Source organism: Mycolicibacterium sp. XJ1819, assembly GCF_053483675.1.
On the sequence record NZ_JBEFST010000008.1, the window covers coordinates 94,225 to 110,711 of the forward strand.

15 protein-coding genes are annotated in these 16,487 nt (G+C 67.2%); 6 read left to right on the plus strand and 9 right to left on the minus strand.

From position 1 onward, the window contains the following. Positions 1 to 3: 3 nt before the first annotated feature. Positions 4 to 939 (minus strand): ABC transporter substrate-binding protein, encoded by a 936-nt coding sequence (locus ABQE89_RS10460; RefSeq protein ID WP_448416255.1) that lies wholly within the window; start codon positions 937 to 939, stop codon positions 4 to 6. 103 nt (positions 940 to 1,042) lie between these two features. Here ABQE89_RS10460 and ABQE89_RS10465 point away from each other — a divergent pair, with 103 nt between their 5' ends. The 6 genes from ABQE89_RS10465 to ABQE89_RS10490 are packed head-to-tail and all read left to right on the plus strand — an operon-like array spanning position 1,043 to position 7,745. Next, a complete protein-coding gene (locus ABQE89_RS10465; protein WP_448416256.1) occupies positions 1,043 to 1,651 on the plus strand; it encodes an HdeD family acid-resistance protein in 609 nt (202 codons plus the stop codon). Between the two features lie 48 nt (positions 1,652 to 1,699). Further along, positions 1,700 to 3,160: a cytochrome ubiquinol oxidase subunit I gene (locus tag ABQE89_RS10470; protein ID WP_448416257.1), complete on the plus strand. Its 1,461-nt coding sequence runs from the start codon at positions 1,700 to 1,702 to the stop codon at positions 3,158 to 3,160. Positions 3,161 to 3,168: 8 nt separating this feature from the next. Then, positions 3,169 to 4,209, plus strand: coding sequence for a cytochrome d ubiquinol oxidase subunit II (gene cydB / locus ABQE89_RS10475; RefSeq protein ID WP_448416258.1), 1,041 nt, complete (start codon positions 3,169 to 3,171; stop codon positions 4,207 to 4,209). A gap of 53 nt (positions 4,210 to 4,262) precedes the next feature. Next, entirely contained in the window at positions 4,263 to 5,738 is a 1,476-nt protein-coding gene (locus tag ABQE89_RS10480) for an ABC transporter ATP-binding protein/permease (protein ID WP_448416259.1), read from the plus strand. Then, positions 5,731 to 7,236: an ATP-binding cassette domain-containing protein gene (locus ABQE89_RS10485; protein WP_448416260.1), complete on the plus strand. Its 1,506-nt coding sequence runs from the start codon at positions 5,731 to 5,733 to the stop codon at positions 7,234 to 7,236. The genes ABQE89_RS10480 and ABQE89_RS10485 overlap by 8 nt, the downstream gene beginning before the upstream one ends. Further along, positions 7,233 to 7,745, plus strand: coding sequence for a DUF4190 domain-containing protein (locus ABQE89_RS10490; RefSeq protein ID WP_448416261.1), 513 nt, complete (start codon positions 7,233 to 7,235; stop codon positions 7,743 to 7,745). Before ABQE89_RS10485 ends, ABQE89_RS10490 begins: the two co-directional genes overlap by 4 nt. On the opposite strand, the gene ABQE89_RS10495 is transcribed toward ABQE89_RS10490, so the two are convergent. The 8 genes from ABQE89_RS10495 to trpB form a co-directional block, all read right to left on the minus strand. Then, positions 7,742 to 8,611, minus strand: coding sequence for an acyl-CoA thioesterase II (locus ABQE89_RS10495; protein WP_448416262.1), 870 nt, complete (start codon positions 8,609 to 8,611; stop codon positions 7,742 to 7,744). The two genes, ABQE89_RS10490 and ABQE89_RS10495, sit on opposite strands and share 4 nt — an antisense overlap. Before the next feature lie 10 nt (positions 8,612 to 8,621). Next, on the minus strand, positions 8,622 to 10,040 hold the full coding sequence (pyk, locus tag ABQE89_RS10500) for a pyruvate kinase (RefSeq protein ID WP_448416263.1): 1,419 nt from the start codon (positions 10,038 to 10,040) through the stop codon (positions 8,622 to 8,624). A 76-nt stretch (positions 10,041 to 10,116) separates the two neighbouring features. Further along, the gene (locus ABQE89_RS10505) at positions 10,117 to 10,524 is read right to left on the minus strand and encodes a DUF2752 domain-containing protein (RefSeq protein WP_448416264.1); all 408 of its coding nucleotides are present in this window, start codon (positions 10,522 to 10,524) and stop codon (positions 10,117 to 10,119) included. Further along, on the minus strand, positions 10,514 to 10,903 hold the full coding sequence (locus tag ABQE89_RS10510; RefSeq protein WP_448416265.1) for a TM2 domain-containing protein: 390 nt from the start codon (positions 10,901 to 10,903) through the stop codon (positions 10,514 to 10,516). Before ABQE89_RS10510 ends, ABQE89_RS10505 begins: the two co-directional genes overlap by 11 nt. A gap of 114 nt (positions 10,904 to 11,017) precedes the next feature. Further along, a complete protein-coding gene (locus tag ABQE89_RS10515) occupies positions 11,018 to 12,415 on the minus strand; it encodes an HNH endonuclease signature motif containing protein (RefSeq protein WP_448416266.1) in 1,398 nt (465 codons plus the stop codon). Positions 12,416 to 12,463: 48 nt separating this feature from the next. Continuing rightward, positions 12,464 to 14,443: a prolipoprotein diacylglyceryl transferase gene (gene lgt, locus ABQE89_RS10520; RefSeq protein WP_448416267.1), complete on the minus strand. Its 1,980-nt coding sequence runs from the start codon at positions 14,441 to 14,443 to the stop codon at positions 12,464 to 12,466. After that, positions 14,440 to 15,228 (minus strand): tryptophan synthase subunit alpha, encoded by a 789-nt coding sequence (gene trpA / locus ABQE89_RS10525; protein ID WP_448416268.1) that lies wholly within the window; start codon positions 15,226 to 15,228, stop codon positions 14,440 to 14,442. The genes lgt and trpA overlap by 4 nt, the downstream gene beginning before the upstream one ends. Then, the gene (trpB, locus tag ABQE89_RS10530; protein ID WP_448416269.1) at positions 15,225 to 16,484 is read right to left on the minus strand and encodes a tryptophan synthase subunit beta; all 1,260 of its coding nucleotides are present in this window, start codon (positions 16,482 to 16,484) and stop codon (positions 15,225 to 15,227) included. Before trpB ends, trpA begins: the two co-directional genes overlap by 4 nt. Between the last annotated feature and the right edge of the window lie 3 nt (positions 16,485 to 16,487).

The following is a 16,487-nucleotide window of genomic DNA, read 5'->3' on the forward strand; positions in this document are numbered from 1 at the left end:
TGGTCAGTTGATCGCGCCGTTGATGACCGGTTTGTCGATCATTCCGCGTTCGACACCCCAGTTGCTGGCGATTTCCTTGTACTTACCGGTCTCGATGAGATGCTCCAGCGCCATCTTCAGCGACTGCGCCAGCGGCGACCCCTTCTTCACCGGCCACCCGTAGGGCGCCGCGTCGAAGATCTCCCCCGCGCCCTCGAGCTTGCCGTTGCTCTGCTTGATGGCATAGGCGGTCACCGGCGAATCCGCCGACATCGCGTCGACCTGGCCGAGAACGACCGCGTTGGTGGCGGCGTCCTGCCCGTCGAACGACACGATCTCGATGGCCGGTTTGCCGGCGTCCGTGCACGCCTTGCTCTTGGCGGGCAACTCCTCGGTTTGCTCGGTCGTGGTGGCCTGCACCGCGACCCGTTTGCCGCACGCGTTGTTCGGGTCGATCGGCGCGCCGGGCCGCTGGGCCCACAGAATGCCCGCGCTGAAGTAGGTGACGAAGTCGACCGAGTTCTCCCGCTCCTTGGTGTCGGTGAACGACGACATGCCGACGTCGTAGGTGCCGCCCTGAATCGACGGGATGATCTTGGCGAAATCGGCTTCGCGGTAGTCCGGGGTCAGGCCCAGCGTGCCCGCGATCGCGTTCATCAGGTCGACGTCGAAGCCGACGATCTTGCCGCTGGGATCCTTGAACTCATTCGGGGGGTACGGGATGTTGACGCCGACCACCAGTTTGCCCGCCGACTTGATGGCCTCGGGCACGGTGTTGGCGATCTCCTCCACCTTCTCCGCCGACACCGCCGAGGTCTCGGTCTCCGAGTCTCCCGCATCGGTTCCGCTCGCACACCCCGACAAGGCCAGCGCGCCGCACGCGGCGATCACCATCGTGATGCGCCACACAGGCGTCCGACGGTTCTGACGTCTGAACACGGTTGCCTCTACTTTCTGCATGGGCCGATCCCAGCCGGTAACGGAACATTAACGACCACGGTGAAACATCACAGCGGTAACGCGAAATCCACCAGGTCGGGCGCATTTATGACACACTTCGGGCATGGAAACACCCGCTCCCCCAAGCTTGTTGCGTCATCTGTGGAAGTCCACGCTGCTGTCCGGAATCCTCGCCGTCATCCTCGGTGTGCTGGTGCTGGCCTGGCCGGGGATCACCGTCATCATCGCGGCCATCTTCTTCGGCGCCTATCTGTTGGTGACCGGCATCGCTCAGGTGATTTTCGCGTTCAGCCTGCACGTTTCGGCCGGCAGTCGGGTGCTGCTGTTCATCAGCGGTGCGGCCGCGCTGATCCTGGCCGTGTTGTGCTTCCGCAGCCTGCAGGAATCGATCCTGCTGCTCGCGATCTGGATCGGCGTCGGCTTCATCTTCCGAGGGGTGGCCACCGCGGTGTCGGCGATCAGCGACACCACGCTGCCCGGCCGGGCCTGGGAGATCTTCATCGGGGTGATCAGCCTGATCGCAGGCGTCGTGATCCTGGCGTCGCCGTTCGAGTCGCTGGCGGTGCTGACCCTGGTCGTGGGCATCTGGCTGATCGTGCTCGGGGTGTTCGAGGTGGTGGCCGCGTTCGGCATCCGCAAGTCCTCGACCGTCCCGACGACACCGAGCGCTCCCGCGGAAAAGCCCGCCGAGGAAACCACACCGGCCGAGTAACTACTACAATGCGTCGTAGGTAAGTTTTCCGAGAGGTGGGAGCGGCGCATGGATGTCGTAGACGTCTCGCGGTGGCAGTTCGGTATCACCACCGTCTACCACTTCATCTTTGTGCCGCTGACCATCGGGTTGGCGCCCCTGATCGCGGCGTTCCAGACCGCCTGGGTGGTCACCGACAACCCCGTCTGGTACCGGCTGACGCGGTTCTTCGGCAAGCTGTTCCTGATCAACTTCGCGCTCGGCGTGGCCACCGGCGTGGTTCAGGAATTCCAGTTCGGGATGAACTGGAGCGAGTACTCGCGGTTCGTCGGTGACATCTTCGGCGCGCCGCTGGCGTTCGAGGGTCTGGTCGCGTTCTTCTTCGAGTCGACGTTCATCGGCCTGTGGATCTTCGGCTGGACCCGACTGCCGCGGCTCGTGCACCTCGCGTGCATCTGGATCGTCGCGTTCGCGGTCAACGCCTCGGCGTACTTCATCATCGCGGCGAACTCGTTCATGCAGCACCCGGTCGGCGCGGAGTTCAACCCGCAGACCGGCCGTGCGGAGCTGGTCGACTTCGGCGCACTGCTGACCAACAACACCGCGATCTGGGCATTTTTGCACGCGGTGTGCGGATCCTTCCTCACCGCAGGTGCTTTCGTCGCGGGCGTGTGCGCGTGGTTGATGGTGCGCTCGCACCGGCGAGCCGACGAGACCGAGTTCGGGGCCGCCATGTACCGGCCCGCCACGATCGCGGGCAGCCTGGTCGCGCTGGCCGCCGCGGCCGGGTTGTTCTTCACCGGCGACATCCAGGGCAAGCTGATGTTCGAGCAGCAGCCGATGAAGATGGCGTCCGCAGAGTCCTTGTGCGACACCGAAACCGATCCGAAATTCTCGATCCTGACCGTCGGCACCCAGAACAACTGCGACAGCGTCATGCACCTCATCGAGGTGCCCTACGTGTTGCCGTTCCTGGCCGAGGGCACGTTCAGCGGGGTGACCCTGGAGGGGGTCAACGACCTGCAGCAGCAGTATCAGGAGCGGTTCGGCCCGGGTGACTACCGGCCCAACCTGTTCGTCACCTACTGGTCGTTCCGCGCGATGATCGGGCTACTGCTGGTGCCGGTGGCGTTCGCCCTCACCGCACTGTGGCTGACCCGCCGGGGAAGGGTCCCCGATCAGCGCTGGTTCGGCTGGTTCGGCCTGGTCACGCTGCCCACGCCGTTCCTGGCCAACTCGGCGGGCTGGGTGTTCACCGAAATGGGCAGGCAACCCTGGGTCGTCGTGCCCAACCCCACCGGTGACCAGTTGGTCCGGATGACGGTGCAGGAGGGCGTGTCCGGGCACGCACCGGGCACGGTGCTGTTCTCGCTTGCGGTCTTCACGCTGGTCTACGGCGTTCTGGCGGTGATCTGGTTCTGGCTGATGCGCCGGTACGTGGTCGAAGGGCCCCAGGAACACGACGCCGAACCGGTGCCGCCGCCCTCACCCGACGAAGACGACGTCGCTCCGCTGTCCTTCGCGTACTAGGAGATGTGATGGGCCTGCAAGAGTTGTGGTTTCTTCTGATCGCCGCACTGTTCCTCGGGTTCTTGATCCTCGAGGGATTCGACTTCGGCGTCGGCATGCTGATGGCACCGCTGGGCGCCGCCGGTGAGGGTGACCCCGAACAACGCCGCCGAGCGGTACTGAACACCATCGGACCGGTGTGGGACGCCAACGAGGTGTGGTTGATCACCGCGGGCGCGTCGATGTTCGCGGCGTTTCCGAACTGGTACGCCACCACGTTCTCGGCGCTGTATCTGCCGCTGCTGGCGATCCTGTTCGGGATGATCCTGCGCATCGTCGGCATCGAGTGGCGGGGCAAGATCGACGATCCGCGCTGGCGCCGATGGGCCGATGCGGGTATCGCGCTCGGGTCCTGGCTGCCCGCGGTGCTGTGGGGCGTGGCGTTCGCGGTCCTGCTGCGGGGCCTGCCCATCGACGCCGACGGCCGGGCTCACCCCTCGTTCGGCGACGTGCTGAACGGTTACACGCTGCTCGGCGGGTTGGCCACGGCGTCGCTGTTCGCCTTCTACGGCGCGGTATTCGTCGCACTCAAGACCTCCGGCCCGGTGCGCGACGACGCCTTCCGGTTCGGCCGTGCCCTGTCGCCGGTCGTGGTCGTCTTCGCCGGCGGGTTCGGACTGTGGACGCAACTGGCCCACGGCACGGCGTGGACGTGGGCGGCGCTCGGCGTCGCGGTGGCCGCGCTGCTGACCGCGGTGGCGCTGGTGTGGGTCCGCCGCCGCGAAGGCTGGGCGTTCTTCTCGACGGTGATCGTCGTGGCGGCCGTGGTGGTGCTGCTGTTCGGCTCGATGTATCCAAACCTGTTGCCCTCCACGTTGAACCCCGACTGGAGCGTCACCATCTACAACGGTTCGTCGACGCCGTACACGCTGGGCATCATGTCGTGGGCCGCGCTGACGCTGCTGCCCCTCGTCATCGGATATCAGGCCTGGACGTACTGGGTGTTTCGCCGCAGGATCACCGCCGACGCCATCCCGCCCTCGGTCGGACTGACGAGGCAGCCGTCCTGAGCAGCGACCCCCGCGGCCCCGTCGACCCGCGCCTGTGGCGCGCATCGAGCGCGATGCGCCGCTTCCTCGCGGCGACAACGGCATGCGGGGTGGTGATCGCCGCCTGCACGATCGCGTCGGCAGTGGTGCTGGCCGACGTCGTCGCGCGGGTGATCACCGACCCCGCCGCACGCAGCCTCGACGCCGTCTCGGTGTCGCTGATGTTGCTGGTGCTGCTCTGGTCCGTTCGCACGGTGGCCCACTGGCAGCAGGGCAGGCTGGCCCAGCGAGGCGCCAGCGGGGTGATCGCCGACCTGAACCGTCAGGTGTTGACCGCCACGGCCGTGCTGCCGCCGCGGCAACTGGCCCAACGGCGCGACGACGCCGCGGTTTTGGTCACCCGCGGTCTCGACGGCCTGCGGCTGTATTTCACCAACTATCTGCCCGCGCTGCTGCTGGCGGTCATTCTCACCCCCGCCGCCGTCGCCGTCATCGCCCTCGTCGACTGGCGCTCGGCGGTCGTCGTCGTGATCGCGTTACCGCTCATCCCCATCTTCATGGCACTGATCGGCCTGACCACCGCGGAGCGCTCAGCCGCGGCGCTGCAGGCGATGAGCACGCTGCAGTCGCGCCTGCTGGACCTGATCGCCGGCCTGCCCACGCTGCGCGCGCTACGCCGGGTCGGTGGGTCGGCCACCCGAATCACCGAACTCAGTGCCGCACACCGCCGTTCCACGATGGCCACCCTGCGCATTGCCTTTCTGTCGTCGTTTGTGATGGAACTGTTGGCGACCCTCGGCGTCGCACTGGTCGCCGTGGGGGTCGGGCTGCGCCTGGTGTATGGCGACATGACGTTGACGGCCGGGCTCACCGCACTGCTGCTGGCTCCGGAGGTGTTCTGGCCGCTGCGCCGGGTAGGTGTCGCATTTCATGCCGCACAGGATGGGAAAGCCGCCGCAGACAAGGCGTTCGCGTTGATCGACGACCGAGAGTCCGTGACCGGCACGCCGCCCGTGCCGGTGGCGGACATTGCCGAACCGGGCCGGGTCACCGTGATCGCCGGTCCCAACGGTGTCGGCAAATCCACACTCCTGCACGATATTCTGGGTCTCAACGAGCCCGGCGCGAATCACCAGACCTGGTGGCACCGGGTGGCCTGGCTGCCGCATCGACCGATGCTGATACCCGGTACGGTACGCGAGAACCTCGAGCTGTTCGGGCCGCTCGGCGACCTCGACGCCGCCTGCCGCGCCGCATGTTTCGACGAAGTACTCGCGGAGTTACCCGACGGACTGCAGACTGTGCTCGGCCGCGGCGGCGTCGGCCTGTCACTGGGGCAACGCCAGCGCCTCGGACTGGCCCGCGTACTGGGCGCATCCGCGGATGTGCTGTTGCTCGACGAGCCCACCGCCCACCTGGATGCGGAGACCGAAGAGCAGGTGCTGCGTGCCATCGCACAGCGTGCGGCCGACGGTGCGACCGTCATCGTCGTCGGGCACCGAGAACCGGTGCTGGCCATCGGCGACCGGGTGGAGCGCATCGATGCTTGAGCTTCTGCGGCCGCGACTTCCCCGATTGCTGCTGGCGATCCTGTTCGGGGTGTTGGCGCTGGGCAGCGCCCTTGCACTGACCGGGGTCTCGGCCTGGCTGATCACCAGGGCGTGGCAGATGCCACCGGTGCTGCACCTCACCGTCGCCGCGGTGTCGGTGCGCGCACTGGCCATCTCGCGCGCGGTCTTCGGATACTGCGAGCGACTCGCCTCTCACGACACCGCCCTGCGCGCCGCCGCCGACGTTCGCGAACGCCTGTACTCGCGATTGGCGACCGGCCCCATCGATGCGGTCATGCGCCGGCACACCGGCCAGTTGGTGAGCGATGCCGGAGCCTCGGTCGACGAGTTGTCCGAGGTGCTGGTGCGCGCGGTCGTGCCGATCGCGGTCGCCACGATCCTCGGCGTGTCGTCGGTGGCCGTCATCGCGGTCATCTCACCCGCCGCCGCGGCGGTGCTGGCGCTGTGCCTGCTGGTGGCCGGGGTGGCCGCGCCCCATCTCGGCGCGCGGGCCGCAACCGCCGCCGAACTGCTGGCCGCACAACATCATTCCCAACGTGATACGGCGGCGATGATCTTGCTCGAGCACGCGCCGGAGTTGCGCGTCAACGACCGGCTCGACGACGTGCTCGACGACGCCGACCGTGAGCAACGCCGCTGGGGCCACGCTCTCGACCGGGCCGCGGCGCCGGCAGCCCTGGCAGCGGCGGCGCCGACCGCCGCGATCGGGGTCAGCGTGCTCGGGGCCGTCGTCGCCGGGGTCGCGCTGGCCTCCTCCGTCGCACCGACCACCGTGGCGATCCTGATGTTGTTGCCGCTGTCCGCCTTCGAAGCCACGACCGCACTTCCGGGCGCCGCGGTTCAGCTGGCCCGGTCGCGTCTCGCGGCGCGTCGCATCCACGACCTCACCACCGCCGACGACGAGGACGCGCGACGGCCGTTTGTCCCGCCCATTCACCTCGAACCCGGTGCGCGACTGGCCGTCACCGGACCGAGCGGATCCGGGAAGACCACACTGCTGATGACACTGGCCGGCTTGCTGCCCGAGGAGAGGGCCGCAGACGCGGCGTTCTTCCCCGAGGATGCGCACCTGTTCTCCACCACGGTGCGGGACAACCTGTTGGTGGCGCGCGGCGACGCAGAGGACGCCGAACTACGCGATGCGCTGGACAAGGTAGGCCTGACGAGTTGGCTCGACTCACTGCCGGACGGGTTGTCCACGGTGCTGGTCGGCGGGCCGGCGGCGGTCTCCGCGGGCCAGCGCCGGCGTCTGCTGTTGGCGCGGGCCCTGATCTCGCCGGCGTCGACCGTGTTACTCGACGAACCGACCGAGCATCTCGACGCCGCCGACGGACAGCGAATGTTGACCGAACTGCTCACCCCGGGCGGCCTTTTCTCCGCCGATCGCACCGTCGTCGTCGCCACCCATCACCTGCCCGACGACCTTGATTGTCCTACGGTCCTGTTACCTGCGGGGCGAGTAACCTCACCCGCATGAGCGAACCGGACAAGCCCGAGACGCCACCATCTGCACCGCCACCGCCACCGGCGCCGCCGCCACCGCCGGGGTACGGGGGTTATCCGCCGCCTCCGCCCCAGCCCTACGCCGGATATGCGCCGCCCCCGCCGACCACCGTGCCGAAAAACGGTCTGGGTATCGCGGCACTGGTCGTCGCGATCGTCGCGCTGTTGTCGCTCGTCGGCGGCATCGTGCTGGGCGTCGTCGCGATCATCCTCGGGTTCTTGGGCTGGCAACGGGCCAAGCGCGGCGAGGCCACCAACGGCGGGATGGCGATCGCGGGCATCGTGCTCGGGTTGCTCAGCATCATCGAGGCGATCGTCGTCATCGGATTACTGGTCTGGGGATTCGGCGAGGCGGGCGGCACCGACTATTTGGACTGTATGTCGCGGGCGGGCACCGACCAGCAGGCCATCCAGCAGTGTGCCGATCAGTTCCGCGACCGTGTCGAGGACCAGTTCTCGATCACCATTTCGCCTACCCGCTAGCGGGATTTGGCGGCAGGGAAGTACTTGACGATGCCTTCCTGCACGACGGTGGCCACCAGGTGACCGGACTGGTCGAAGAAGTGTCCGGTGCCCAGGCCGCGGGAGTCGGCGGCCACCGGGGAGGTGGTCGAGTACAGCACCCAGTCGTCGAACTGCACCGGACGGTGAAACCACACCGAGTGGTTGGTGGTGACCGCGAAGATGCGGTCGAACCCCCACGACAGGCCGTGGGTGGTGATGATCGAGTCGAGCACCGTGGTGTCCGACGAGTAGACCAGGGCCGCGGCGTGCACGGCCCGGTCGTCGGGCATCGGCCCCTGCGCCTTCATCCACACCCGGTTGTAGGTGAGGGTGTCGCCCTTGTCGCGCATCACCCAGGTCGGGTCGTTGGTGTAGCGCCAGTCGATCGGGCGAAGGGCGTTGACGAAATGCGGGACGACGTCCTCGTACCCGCGCAGCAGGTCGTCGACCGGCGGCACCGTCAGCGGGCCGGGCAACTCGGGCGGAGCGATCTCGTGCTCGAGGCTGCGGCCACCCGACAGGTAGGACACCATCGCGGTGGTCAACAACTCGCCGTTCTGCATGACGTCGACCCGGCGGTTGGCGAACCGGCGCTCGTCGCGCAGTCGAACGACGTGGAACTCCAGGTCCTTCTCCGGGTCACCCCCCGCGATGAAGTGCGCCGACAGTGCGCTCGGCGGCAGGTCGTGCTCGAGGCTGCGGCTTGCCGCCATGAACGCCTGTGCCATCATCTGGCCGCCGAATGTGCGCACCGGGTTCTTGCTCGGGTGCGAGCCCAGGTAGAGGTCGTCGCCGGTTTTACGCAGGTCCAGGATCCCCAGCAGTTCCTCTAGATCTGAGTCCACACGCGACCTCCTATACGTCGTCCTCCCCGATCCGGTGCACATGGATCAGATTCGTGGAGCCTACTGTGCCAGGCGGAATGCCGGCGATGACGACCACCAGGTCGCCGCGCTTGTACCGGCCGAGCTCCAGCAGCGAGTTGTCCACCTGTCTGATCATTCCGTCGGTGGTTTGGATGTGGGGCACGATGAACGTCTCGGTGCCCCAACTCAGGGCGAGCTGACTACGCACCTCGGGCAGCGAGGTGAACGCGAGCAGCGGTAGCGGGGTATGCAGCCTCGACAGCCGGCGCACGGTGTCGCCGGACTGGGTGTAGGCCACCAGGGCCTTGGCGTCGAGTCGCTCGCCGATGTCGCGGGCCGCATACGAGATGACGCCGCGTTTGGTGCGGGGCACGTGGGTGAGCGGCGGGGCCGCCACCGAGTTCTCCTCGACCGCGGAGATGATGCGGGCCATCGTCTTGACCGCTTCCAGCGGGTACTTGCCGACCGACGTCTCACCGGAGAGCATCACCGCGTCGGTGCCGTCGAGGATCGCGTTGGCGACGTCGGAGGCCTCGGCGCGGGTCGGCCGGGAGTTCTCGATCATCGACTCAAGCATCTGAGTGGCGACGATGACCGGTTTCGCGTTCTCCCTTGCCATTTGGATTGAGCGCTTCTGGACGAGAGGAACTTCCTCGAGCGGAAGTTCCACACCCAGGTCGCCGCGTGCGACCATGATGGCGTCGAACGCCAGCACGATGGCCTCGAGATTGTCGATGGCTTCCGGCTTTTCGAGTTTGGCGATGACCGGCACCCGGCGCCCGATGCGGTCCATCACCTCGTGCACGAGTTCGATGTCTGCCGGTGAGCGGACAAACGACAGTGCGATCATGTCGACACCGAGGCGAAGGGCGAACTCGAGGTCGTCAATATCCTTGCCCGACAGGGCGGGCGCCGACACGCTCATGCCGGGCAACGACATTCCCTTGTTGTTGCTGACCGGGCCGCCCTCGGTGACGGTACAGATGACGTCGCTGCCTTCGATGCGTTCGACGATCAGGCTGACGTTGCCGTCGTCGACCAGCACCCGGTCGCCGGGCACAGCGTCGTCGACCAGCCGCTTGTAGGTGGTCGACACCCGGTCCGGAGTGCCTTCGAAGTCGTCGGTGGTGATCCGCACGGTCTCACCGGTCGCCCAGAACGTGGGGCCGCCGGCGAACCGGCCGAGACGGATTTTGGGACCCTGCAGGTCGGCGAGGATGCCGACGGCTCGCCCAGTGGCGTCGGAGGCGGCGCGAACACGTTTGTAGTTGGCCTCGTGGTCTTGGTAATCGCCGTGGCTGAAGTTGAGTCTCGCAACGTCCATGCCGGCCTCGACCAGTGCTCTTACCGCGTCGTCGCTCGCGGTGGCCGGACCCAGAGTGCAGACGATCTTTCCACGCCTATTCACGACTCACCAGCATAGTCTTGATCGATTCGGCGCGCGCCGGCCGACGGAAAGGCTTGGCAGTCGGGCTTTTTGACGGTCACCCGAGAACCGTCGGGACCAGTGGGAACCCCGGGAGGTTCCTCGCCACGGTCCAGGCGACGACAGCGACGAGAATCACACCAATCGCGGACGCGGTCATCGCTTGCCGGCCTCGATAACGACTCACCAACACCCACACCAGCAGCAGCGGCAAAGCGACGAGGAGAAACACGTTGTCGGTGACCGCGGACGCCAGGTCGCCGTGCAGCAGGTCATGGGTCATCCGGAGGCCACCACAGCCCGGGCAGTACCACCCGGTCAGGGCGTAAAACGGGCACGCCGGGAAGAAGAACCGCGCGCTGTGCGGATCGCCGAGACCGACATACGCCAACCCGCCCACCAGCAGGGCGCCGGCGCCCAGCGCGCCGTACAGCCGTCCGCGGCTGGAGGTGGCGCTAGGTGCCATCGCGCAGAGGACGTCCCTGCGGGTCGCGGACCTTGTCGGTCAGCAGCAGCACCGCATCGACGACACCCCAGATGACTGCGCCGATGCCGCATGTGACGAGGCCGACGACCAGTTGCGCGATCCCCAGACCCGTGTAGCCGAGATAGATGCGGCCAATGCCCACAATGCCGACCAGCCCGACCAGTTGTAGCAGGCCGGCGACGACCTTGGACTTGTCGGACAGGGGCTCGCCCGTGACCGGATGCCGTCCGTATGGAGCCGATGGGTCCGCGTAGCCAGGCGGATATGGACCCGCTGGCGGCGGCGGGTAGCCCGGCTGTGGCGGCGGAGGTGGAGGCGGGTTTCCGTACTCGTTGCCTCCGAACTGCGGCTCGGTCATGACACCAGCATGCCAGAACCGTGCCACGCGAGGCAGTGAGGAAAACCCGAAATTTGTCGGGTACCTCCACCCTCCCCCGTGTATTCGACCGTCTCGATCGCGGCCGATCAGGCCTCAGAACGGTGGCGGATCCGAATCATTCTGTGCACGTTCGGCTTTGATGCGATCGCGGCGTTCGGCAGCCCGGGTGCGCTGACGCAACGGCATTTTCTGGCCACGATCCACATCCGATGTCGGCTGTGGCGGCGGAGGCGGTAATTCGGGGGTCGTGACATCCCACCCCGGAAAGAAGCTTCGACAACCGGGATGGGTCGAGTAGGTACGGCCGGTCGGCGAGGTCCACGCCGCTGTCCCGTCGGGCTGCAGCACAACCGCCCAGTCACCGTCCCAGAAGGTTTTCAACAGGTGGTGTTTACGGCATAGACAAAGGAGGTTCGATGGGTGGGTTGCCCCGATTGGATAGGGCACCACATGGTCGATATCGCAGAGTTCCGCGGGCGCGGTGCACCCCGGAAATCGACACGTCAGATCCCGGATGCGCACAAACCGCGCCAACTTCGCGGAGGGCCGATAGCGCTGTTCGGGCGGATCTTGCGGCGCGCATAGTGGCTGCAGTTGCGCGCCGTTGGTCAGCATTTCCCTCAACAACGCCGAGGGGACCACCCGACTGCCGGCCATGACCGCTGTACCGCGGTCAGCCACAGCCGCCTCAATCGCGGCCTTGTCGGCGACGACGTGCACCGTCACCGCCGACTTCGGCACGGGTTGGTTGGCGCTAGGGCATTCGGCGGATCCGCACCGGCACGCCAGATGGAAGTTGCGGTTGGCGATCGCCCCCAACGCATCCGCGCGAAGCTCGCCCTTCGACCGCGGATCGTTTTCACACACCCCGGCCACCATCGCCGACACCGTCTTGTCGAGCACCGCGGCGTCGGTTGCCAGCAGCCGACCCCATATTGACGTCACCCCGGCCTCGTCCTCATATGAGCCCACGCAGAAGTTCCTGGTGCGCAAACTCTCGGTCGCTTTGATGACGGCGTCGGGGTCGAAGCGTTCCACCAGTGCGTCGACCCTCGCAGTCAATTTTTCGTCTGAAAGTGGACCCCACTTTCGGGCCCGCGCCGCGAGCGCCGCGTCGATCAGCGCCCAGATTTGGTCGTCGGTGATCAGACGGGTACGAAATGTGATCGCCGAGACCACGCGAGAACTCAACTCACCTCGGGCGAACAACGCAGCCACCCGCGGCAACCGGTCGCGAAGGGTTCCAGCCATGAACATCTGGCCGGAGGCCTTGCGATGGCTGATATTCATCGCCGCAGCTACTTCGGCTGCCGCCGAATCCCACACATCGCAGACCCACCGAGCCCGCGGGTCGTCGTCCTCGTCCTCGGCAACCCGTCGTTTGACCAACTCCCCGATCGCCGCCGACCGCAACGCGGCCGCGGCAGCCTCGGCGCGGGTCGCCTCTTCGATCGTGGCGACCAACCCCGCGTCATCGACGGTGTCGAACATAAGTTCTAGTGTGGCACCGGGGTACGACAGGTCGCGCGAGCGGAGCGATCAGCCCTTACGTCGGCGCCGTAACCAGCCACGAACCCGGCCGCCAGACTCTGGCTCTGCCGATTCCGCCTCAGCCGCGTCCTTGACCTCAGCGGCGTCGGCGACCCCTTCGACCGCAGCCTCGTGCGCCTCGGCCGCACCCTCTTGGGCCTCCACGGCCTCTTCACCCTCGACGGCACCCACACCACCCACAGGCTCGGCGTCGTCGCCAGATTCTTCGGCCTCGTTGGTGACTGCTATTTCGTCATCGGCCTGCTCGTCGTCGGAAGGCTCGGCGTCGGCCTCTTCGCCCTCGTCGGCGACATCGTCTGCGTCATCAGGCTGCTCAGCCGCGGTCTCCTCAGCTTCAGCGGCGCCTTCAACCGCAGCCTCATGCGCCTCGGCCGCACCCTCCTGGGCCTCCACCGCCTCTTCACCCTCGACGGCACCCACACCACCCACAGGCCCGGCCTCGACGTCGGAAGGCTCAGACTCGTCCGCGCCGGCGTCTTCGTCATCGGCCTGCTCAGCGGCGACCTCAGCCGCGGTCTCCTCAGCCTCAACGGCACCGTCGACTACAGCCTCATGCGCCTCGGCGGCGCCCTCTTGGGCCTCCACGGCCTCTTCGCCCTCAACCGCGCCGACACCACCCGCAGGCTCGGCCTCGCTTTCAGCTTCCGCCTCGACGGCCTCTTCGGCCTCGGCTTCCTCACCAGCAGCGGCGAACTCTTCGGCCTCGGCGATCTCCTCGGCGGGCGCCTCCGTCACATCCTCAGCGAGAGCCTCGGCTTCAGCAGCGGCCTCCGGGACGTCGGACTCCGGCTCCTCGTCACCTTCGGCGGCGAACTCCTCTGCTTCGGCGACGCTGTCGGCGGGCACGCCGGCCACGTCGGCGCCGAGCGCTTCTGCTTCTCCCTCTTCGGCATCCTCGGCGTCGGCATCCTCAGCCGGCGCCTCGGTGACGTCCACGGAGAGCGCCTCGGCTTCCGACGCCGCCTCCGATTCCGCTGTTTCATCGGAATCCGCAGCGACCTTCGCCGCGGCGACAACGCCACCCAACGAGCCGGCCGCACTCAGATCCTTGACGAGGTCCTCAACCGACGCGCGCTCCTGAGGTTCGGCCTCCGCGACTTGTTTGCCCTTGAGCGAGGCCGGGTCCTCGCGGCCCTTGGGCGCGACCATCAGGTAAACCACTGCGCCGATGAACACGAATGTCGACGTGAACGAGTTGACCCGGATGTCGGCGATCAGGGTGGCCTGGTCGTCACGCATCAACTCGATCCAGAAGCGACCGAGGCAGTAACCCGCGACATACAGCGCGAACAGCCGGCCGTGGCCCAGTTTGAACCGGCGGTCGGCCCAGATCAGCACCGCGAAAACCAGGAGGTTCCACAACAATTCGTACAAGAACGTCGGGTGCACGACCGAATGCAGTTGGCCCGTCGACACACCGTTGGCCAGATCGGGACTCACCACGCCACTGGCGTTGGTGCGCTCGTAGATCTCCAGGCCCCACGGCATGGTCGTCGGGCGCCCGTACAACTCCTGGTTGAAATAGTTTCCCAACCGCCCGATGGCCTGCGCCAGCACGATTCCCGGCGCTATCGCATCGCCGAAGGCCGGCAGTGGTATGCCGGCACGCCGACACCCGATCCACGCCCCGACACCGCCCAGTGCGACCGCACCCCAGATTCCCAGGCCGCCGTCCCACACCCGCACCGCGCCGATGAATCCCGCGCCGCCGTCCCCGAAGTACTTGGGCCAGTCGGTGATGACGTGGTAGACCCGCCCACCGATCAGACCGAACGGGACCGCCCACAGCGCGATGTCGTAGATGACGCCGCGTTCGCCGCCCCTGGCCTCCCACCGGCGGTCGCCGACGACCAGGGCCGCCACGATGCCGACGATGATGAACAGCGCATACGCCCGGATCGGAAACCCGCCGACGTACCACACGCCCTGTGACGGGCTGGGGATGTAGGCGAGTACCGATGTCGTCACGCGGTGACCCTCTCCCGTACGCCCTCGGCCAGTTCCTCGGTCAGCGACCGCAACGCCGGAATGCCGTCCTGCAACGCCGAAACCAACGCCGATCCCACGATTACACCGTCCGCGTAAGAGCCGATCTGCGCTGCCTGTTCACGCGACCGTACGCCCAGTCCCACGCCGACGGGGATGTCCGAGATCGCCTTGACGCGACGGACCAGTTCCGGCGCTGCGTCCGACACCGCGTCACGTGCTCCGGTGACACCCATCGTCGATGCGGCATAGACGAATCCGCGGGACGCCTCGACCGTCTTGGCGAGCCGCTCCGGCGTCGATGAGGGCGCCACCAGAAAAATCCGGTCCAGATCGTGCTGCTCGGAGGCCGCCATCCACTCCGCGGCCTCGTCAGGGATCAGGTCCGGGGTGATGATCCCGAGCCCACCGGCAGCCGCCAGATCGCGGGCGAATGCATCAACTCCATACCGCAACACCAGGTTCCAGTAGGTCATCACGACGGCGCGGCCGCCGGCCCTGCTGAGCGCCTCGACCGCCGCCAGCGAATCACGCACCCGCACACCGCCGCGCAGCGCCGACTCGGTGGCCGCCGCGATTGTCGGGCCGTCCATGCCCGGGTCCGAGTAAGGAATGCCGACCTCGATCACGTCGCCACCGGATTCGACGGCCGCGGTCATCGCCGAGACCGACGTCGGCACATCGGGGAACCCGGTCGGCAGATAGCAGATCAGCGCCGAGCGGCCCTCGGCCCGACACGCGTCGAACAGCGCCCCGAGGCGACTCATGACGCACCGTCCAACAGCCCGAACCACTTGGCCGCGGTCTCGACGTCCTTGTCACCGCGCCCGGACAGGTTCACCAGGATGATCGAACCGCTTTCGAGCTCGCGCCCGAGCGCCAGCGCGCCTGCGACCGCGTGCGCCGACTCGATGGCGGGGATGATGCCCTCGGTGCGGCACAACAGCGCGAACGCGTCCATGGCCTCGGCGTCGGTGATCGGCCGGTACTGCGCACGGCCCGTGTCCTTGAGGTGGGCATGTTCGGGGCCCACGCCGGGATAGTCCAATCCCGCTGACACCGAATGCGATTCGATGGTCTGGCCTTCCTCGTCCTGGAGCAGGTACGAGAACGAACCCTGGAACGCCCCCGGTGATCCGCCGGTGAAAGTCGCGGCGTGACGACCGGTTTCGACGCCGTCGCCGGCCGCCTCGTATCCGATCAACCGGACGTTCGGGTCGTCGATGAACGCGTGGAAGATGCCGATGGCATTGGAACCGCCGCCCACACAGGCCGTCACCGCATCGGGCAGCCTGCCTGCCTGCGCCTGGATCTGTGCCCGCGCTTCCAGGCCGATGACCCGTTGGAAGTCGCGCACCATGGTGGGAAACGGGTGCGGTCCCGCCGCGGTGCCGAAACAGTAATAGGTGTTGTCCGCGTTGGTGACCCAATCGCGAAACGCCTCGTTGATCGCGTCCTTGAGCGTCTTGGAACCGGCCTCGACCGACACCACCTCGGCGCCGAGCAGGCGCATCCGCGCGACGTTGAGCGCCTGGCGCGCGGTGTCGACCGCACCCATGTAGATCACACACTCCAGACCCAGCAGAGCGCAGGCCGTCGCCGTGGCGACACCGTGCTGACCCGCTCCGGTCTCGGCGATCACCCGGGACTTCCCCATCTGACGTGCGAGCAACGCCTGGCCCAGCACGTTGTTGATCTTGTGAGATCCGGTGTGGTTGAGGTCTTCTCGCTTCAGGAAGATCCGCGCGCCGCCGGCGTGTTCGGACAGCCGTTCGGCTTCGTAGAGCGGCGACGGGCGGCCGCTGTAGTGGCGTTGCAGCCGGTCGAGCTCGTCGAGAAACGTCTGGTCGCCGCGGGCCTTCTCGTAGGCGGAGGTGACCTCCTCGATCACCGCCATCAACGCCTCGGCGACGAATCGTCCTCCGTAGACGCCGAAGTGGCCGTGTTCGTCAGGGTCGTGGGCGGTCGGTTCTGCCACGGCCGCGCTCGAACGTGGCAACTCCGGCCCGGTGAGGTCGGCCACTTC

Coding starts and splice junctions, on each gene's coding strand:
- ABQE89_RS10515 (WP_448416266.1), bottom strand. CDS start 12,415: ATGTTCGACACCGTCGATGACGCGGGGTTGGTCGCCACGATCGAAGAG.
- ABQE89_RS10470 (WP_448416257.1), top strand. CDS start 1,700: ATGGATGTCGTAGACGTCTCGCGGTGGCAGTTCGGTATCACCACCGTC.
- ABQE89_RS10510 (WP_448416265.1), bottom strand. CDS start 10,903: ATGACCGAGCCGCAGTTCGGAGGCAACGAGTACGGAAACCCGCCTCCA.
- ABQE89_RS10485 (WP_448416260.1), top strand. CDS start 5,731: ATGCTTGAGCTTCTGCGGCCGCGACTTCCCCGATTGCTGCTGGCGATC.
- ABQE89_RS10460 (WP_448416255.1), bottom strand. CDS start 939: ATGCAGAAAGTAGAGGCAACCGTGTTCAGACGTCAGAACCGTCGGACG.
- cydB (WP_448416258.1), top strand. CDS start 3,169: ATGGGCCTGCAAGAGTTGTGGTTTCTTCTGATCGCCGCACTGTTCCTC.
- trpA (WP_448416268.1), bottom strand. CDS start 15,228: ATGAGTCGCCTCGGGGCGCTGTTCGACGCGTGTCGGGCCGAGGGCCGC.
- ABQE89_RS10480 (WP_448416259.1), top strand. CDS start 4,263: ATGCGCCGCTTCCTCGCGGCGACAACGGCATGCGGGGTGGTGATCGCC.
- ABQE89_RS10490 (WP_448416261.1), top strand. CDS start 7,233: ATGAGCGAACCGGACAAGCCCGAGACGCCACCATCTGCACCGCCACCG.
- ABQE89_RS10505 (WP_448416264.1), bottom strand. CDS start 10,524: ATGGCACCTAGCGCCACCTCCAGCCGCGGACGGCTGTACGGCGCGCTG.
- ABQE89_RS10465 (WP_448416256.1), top strand. CDS start 1,043: ATGGAAACACCCGCTCCCCCAAGCTTGTTGCGTCATCTGTGGAAGTCC.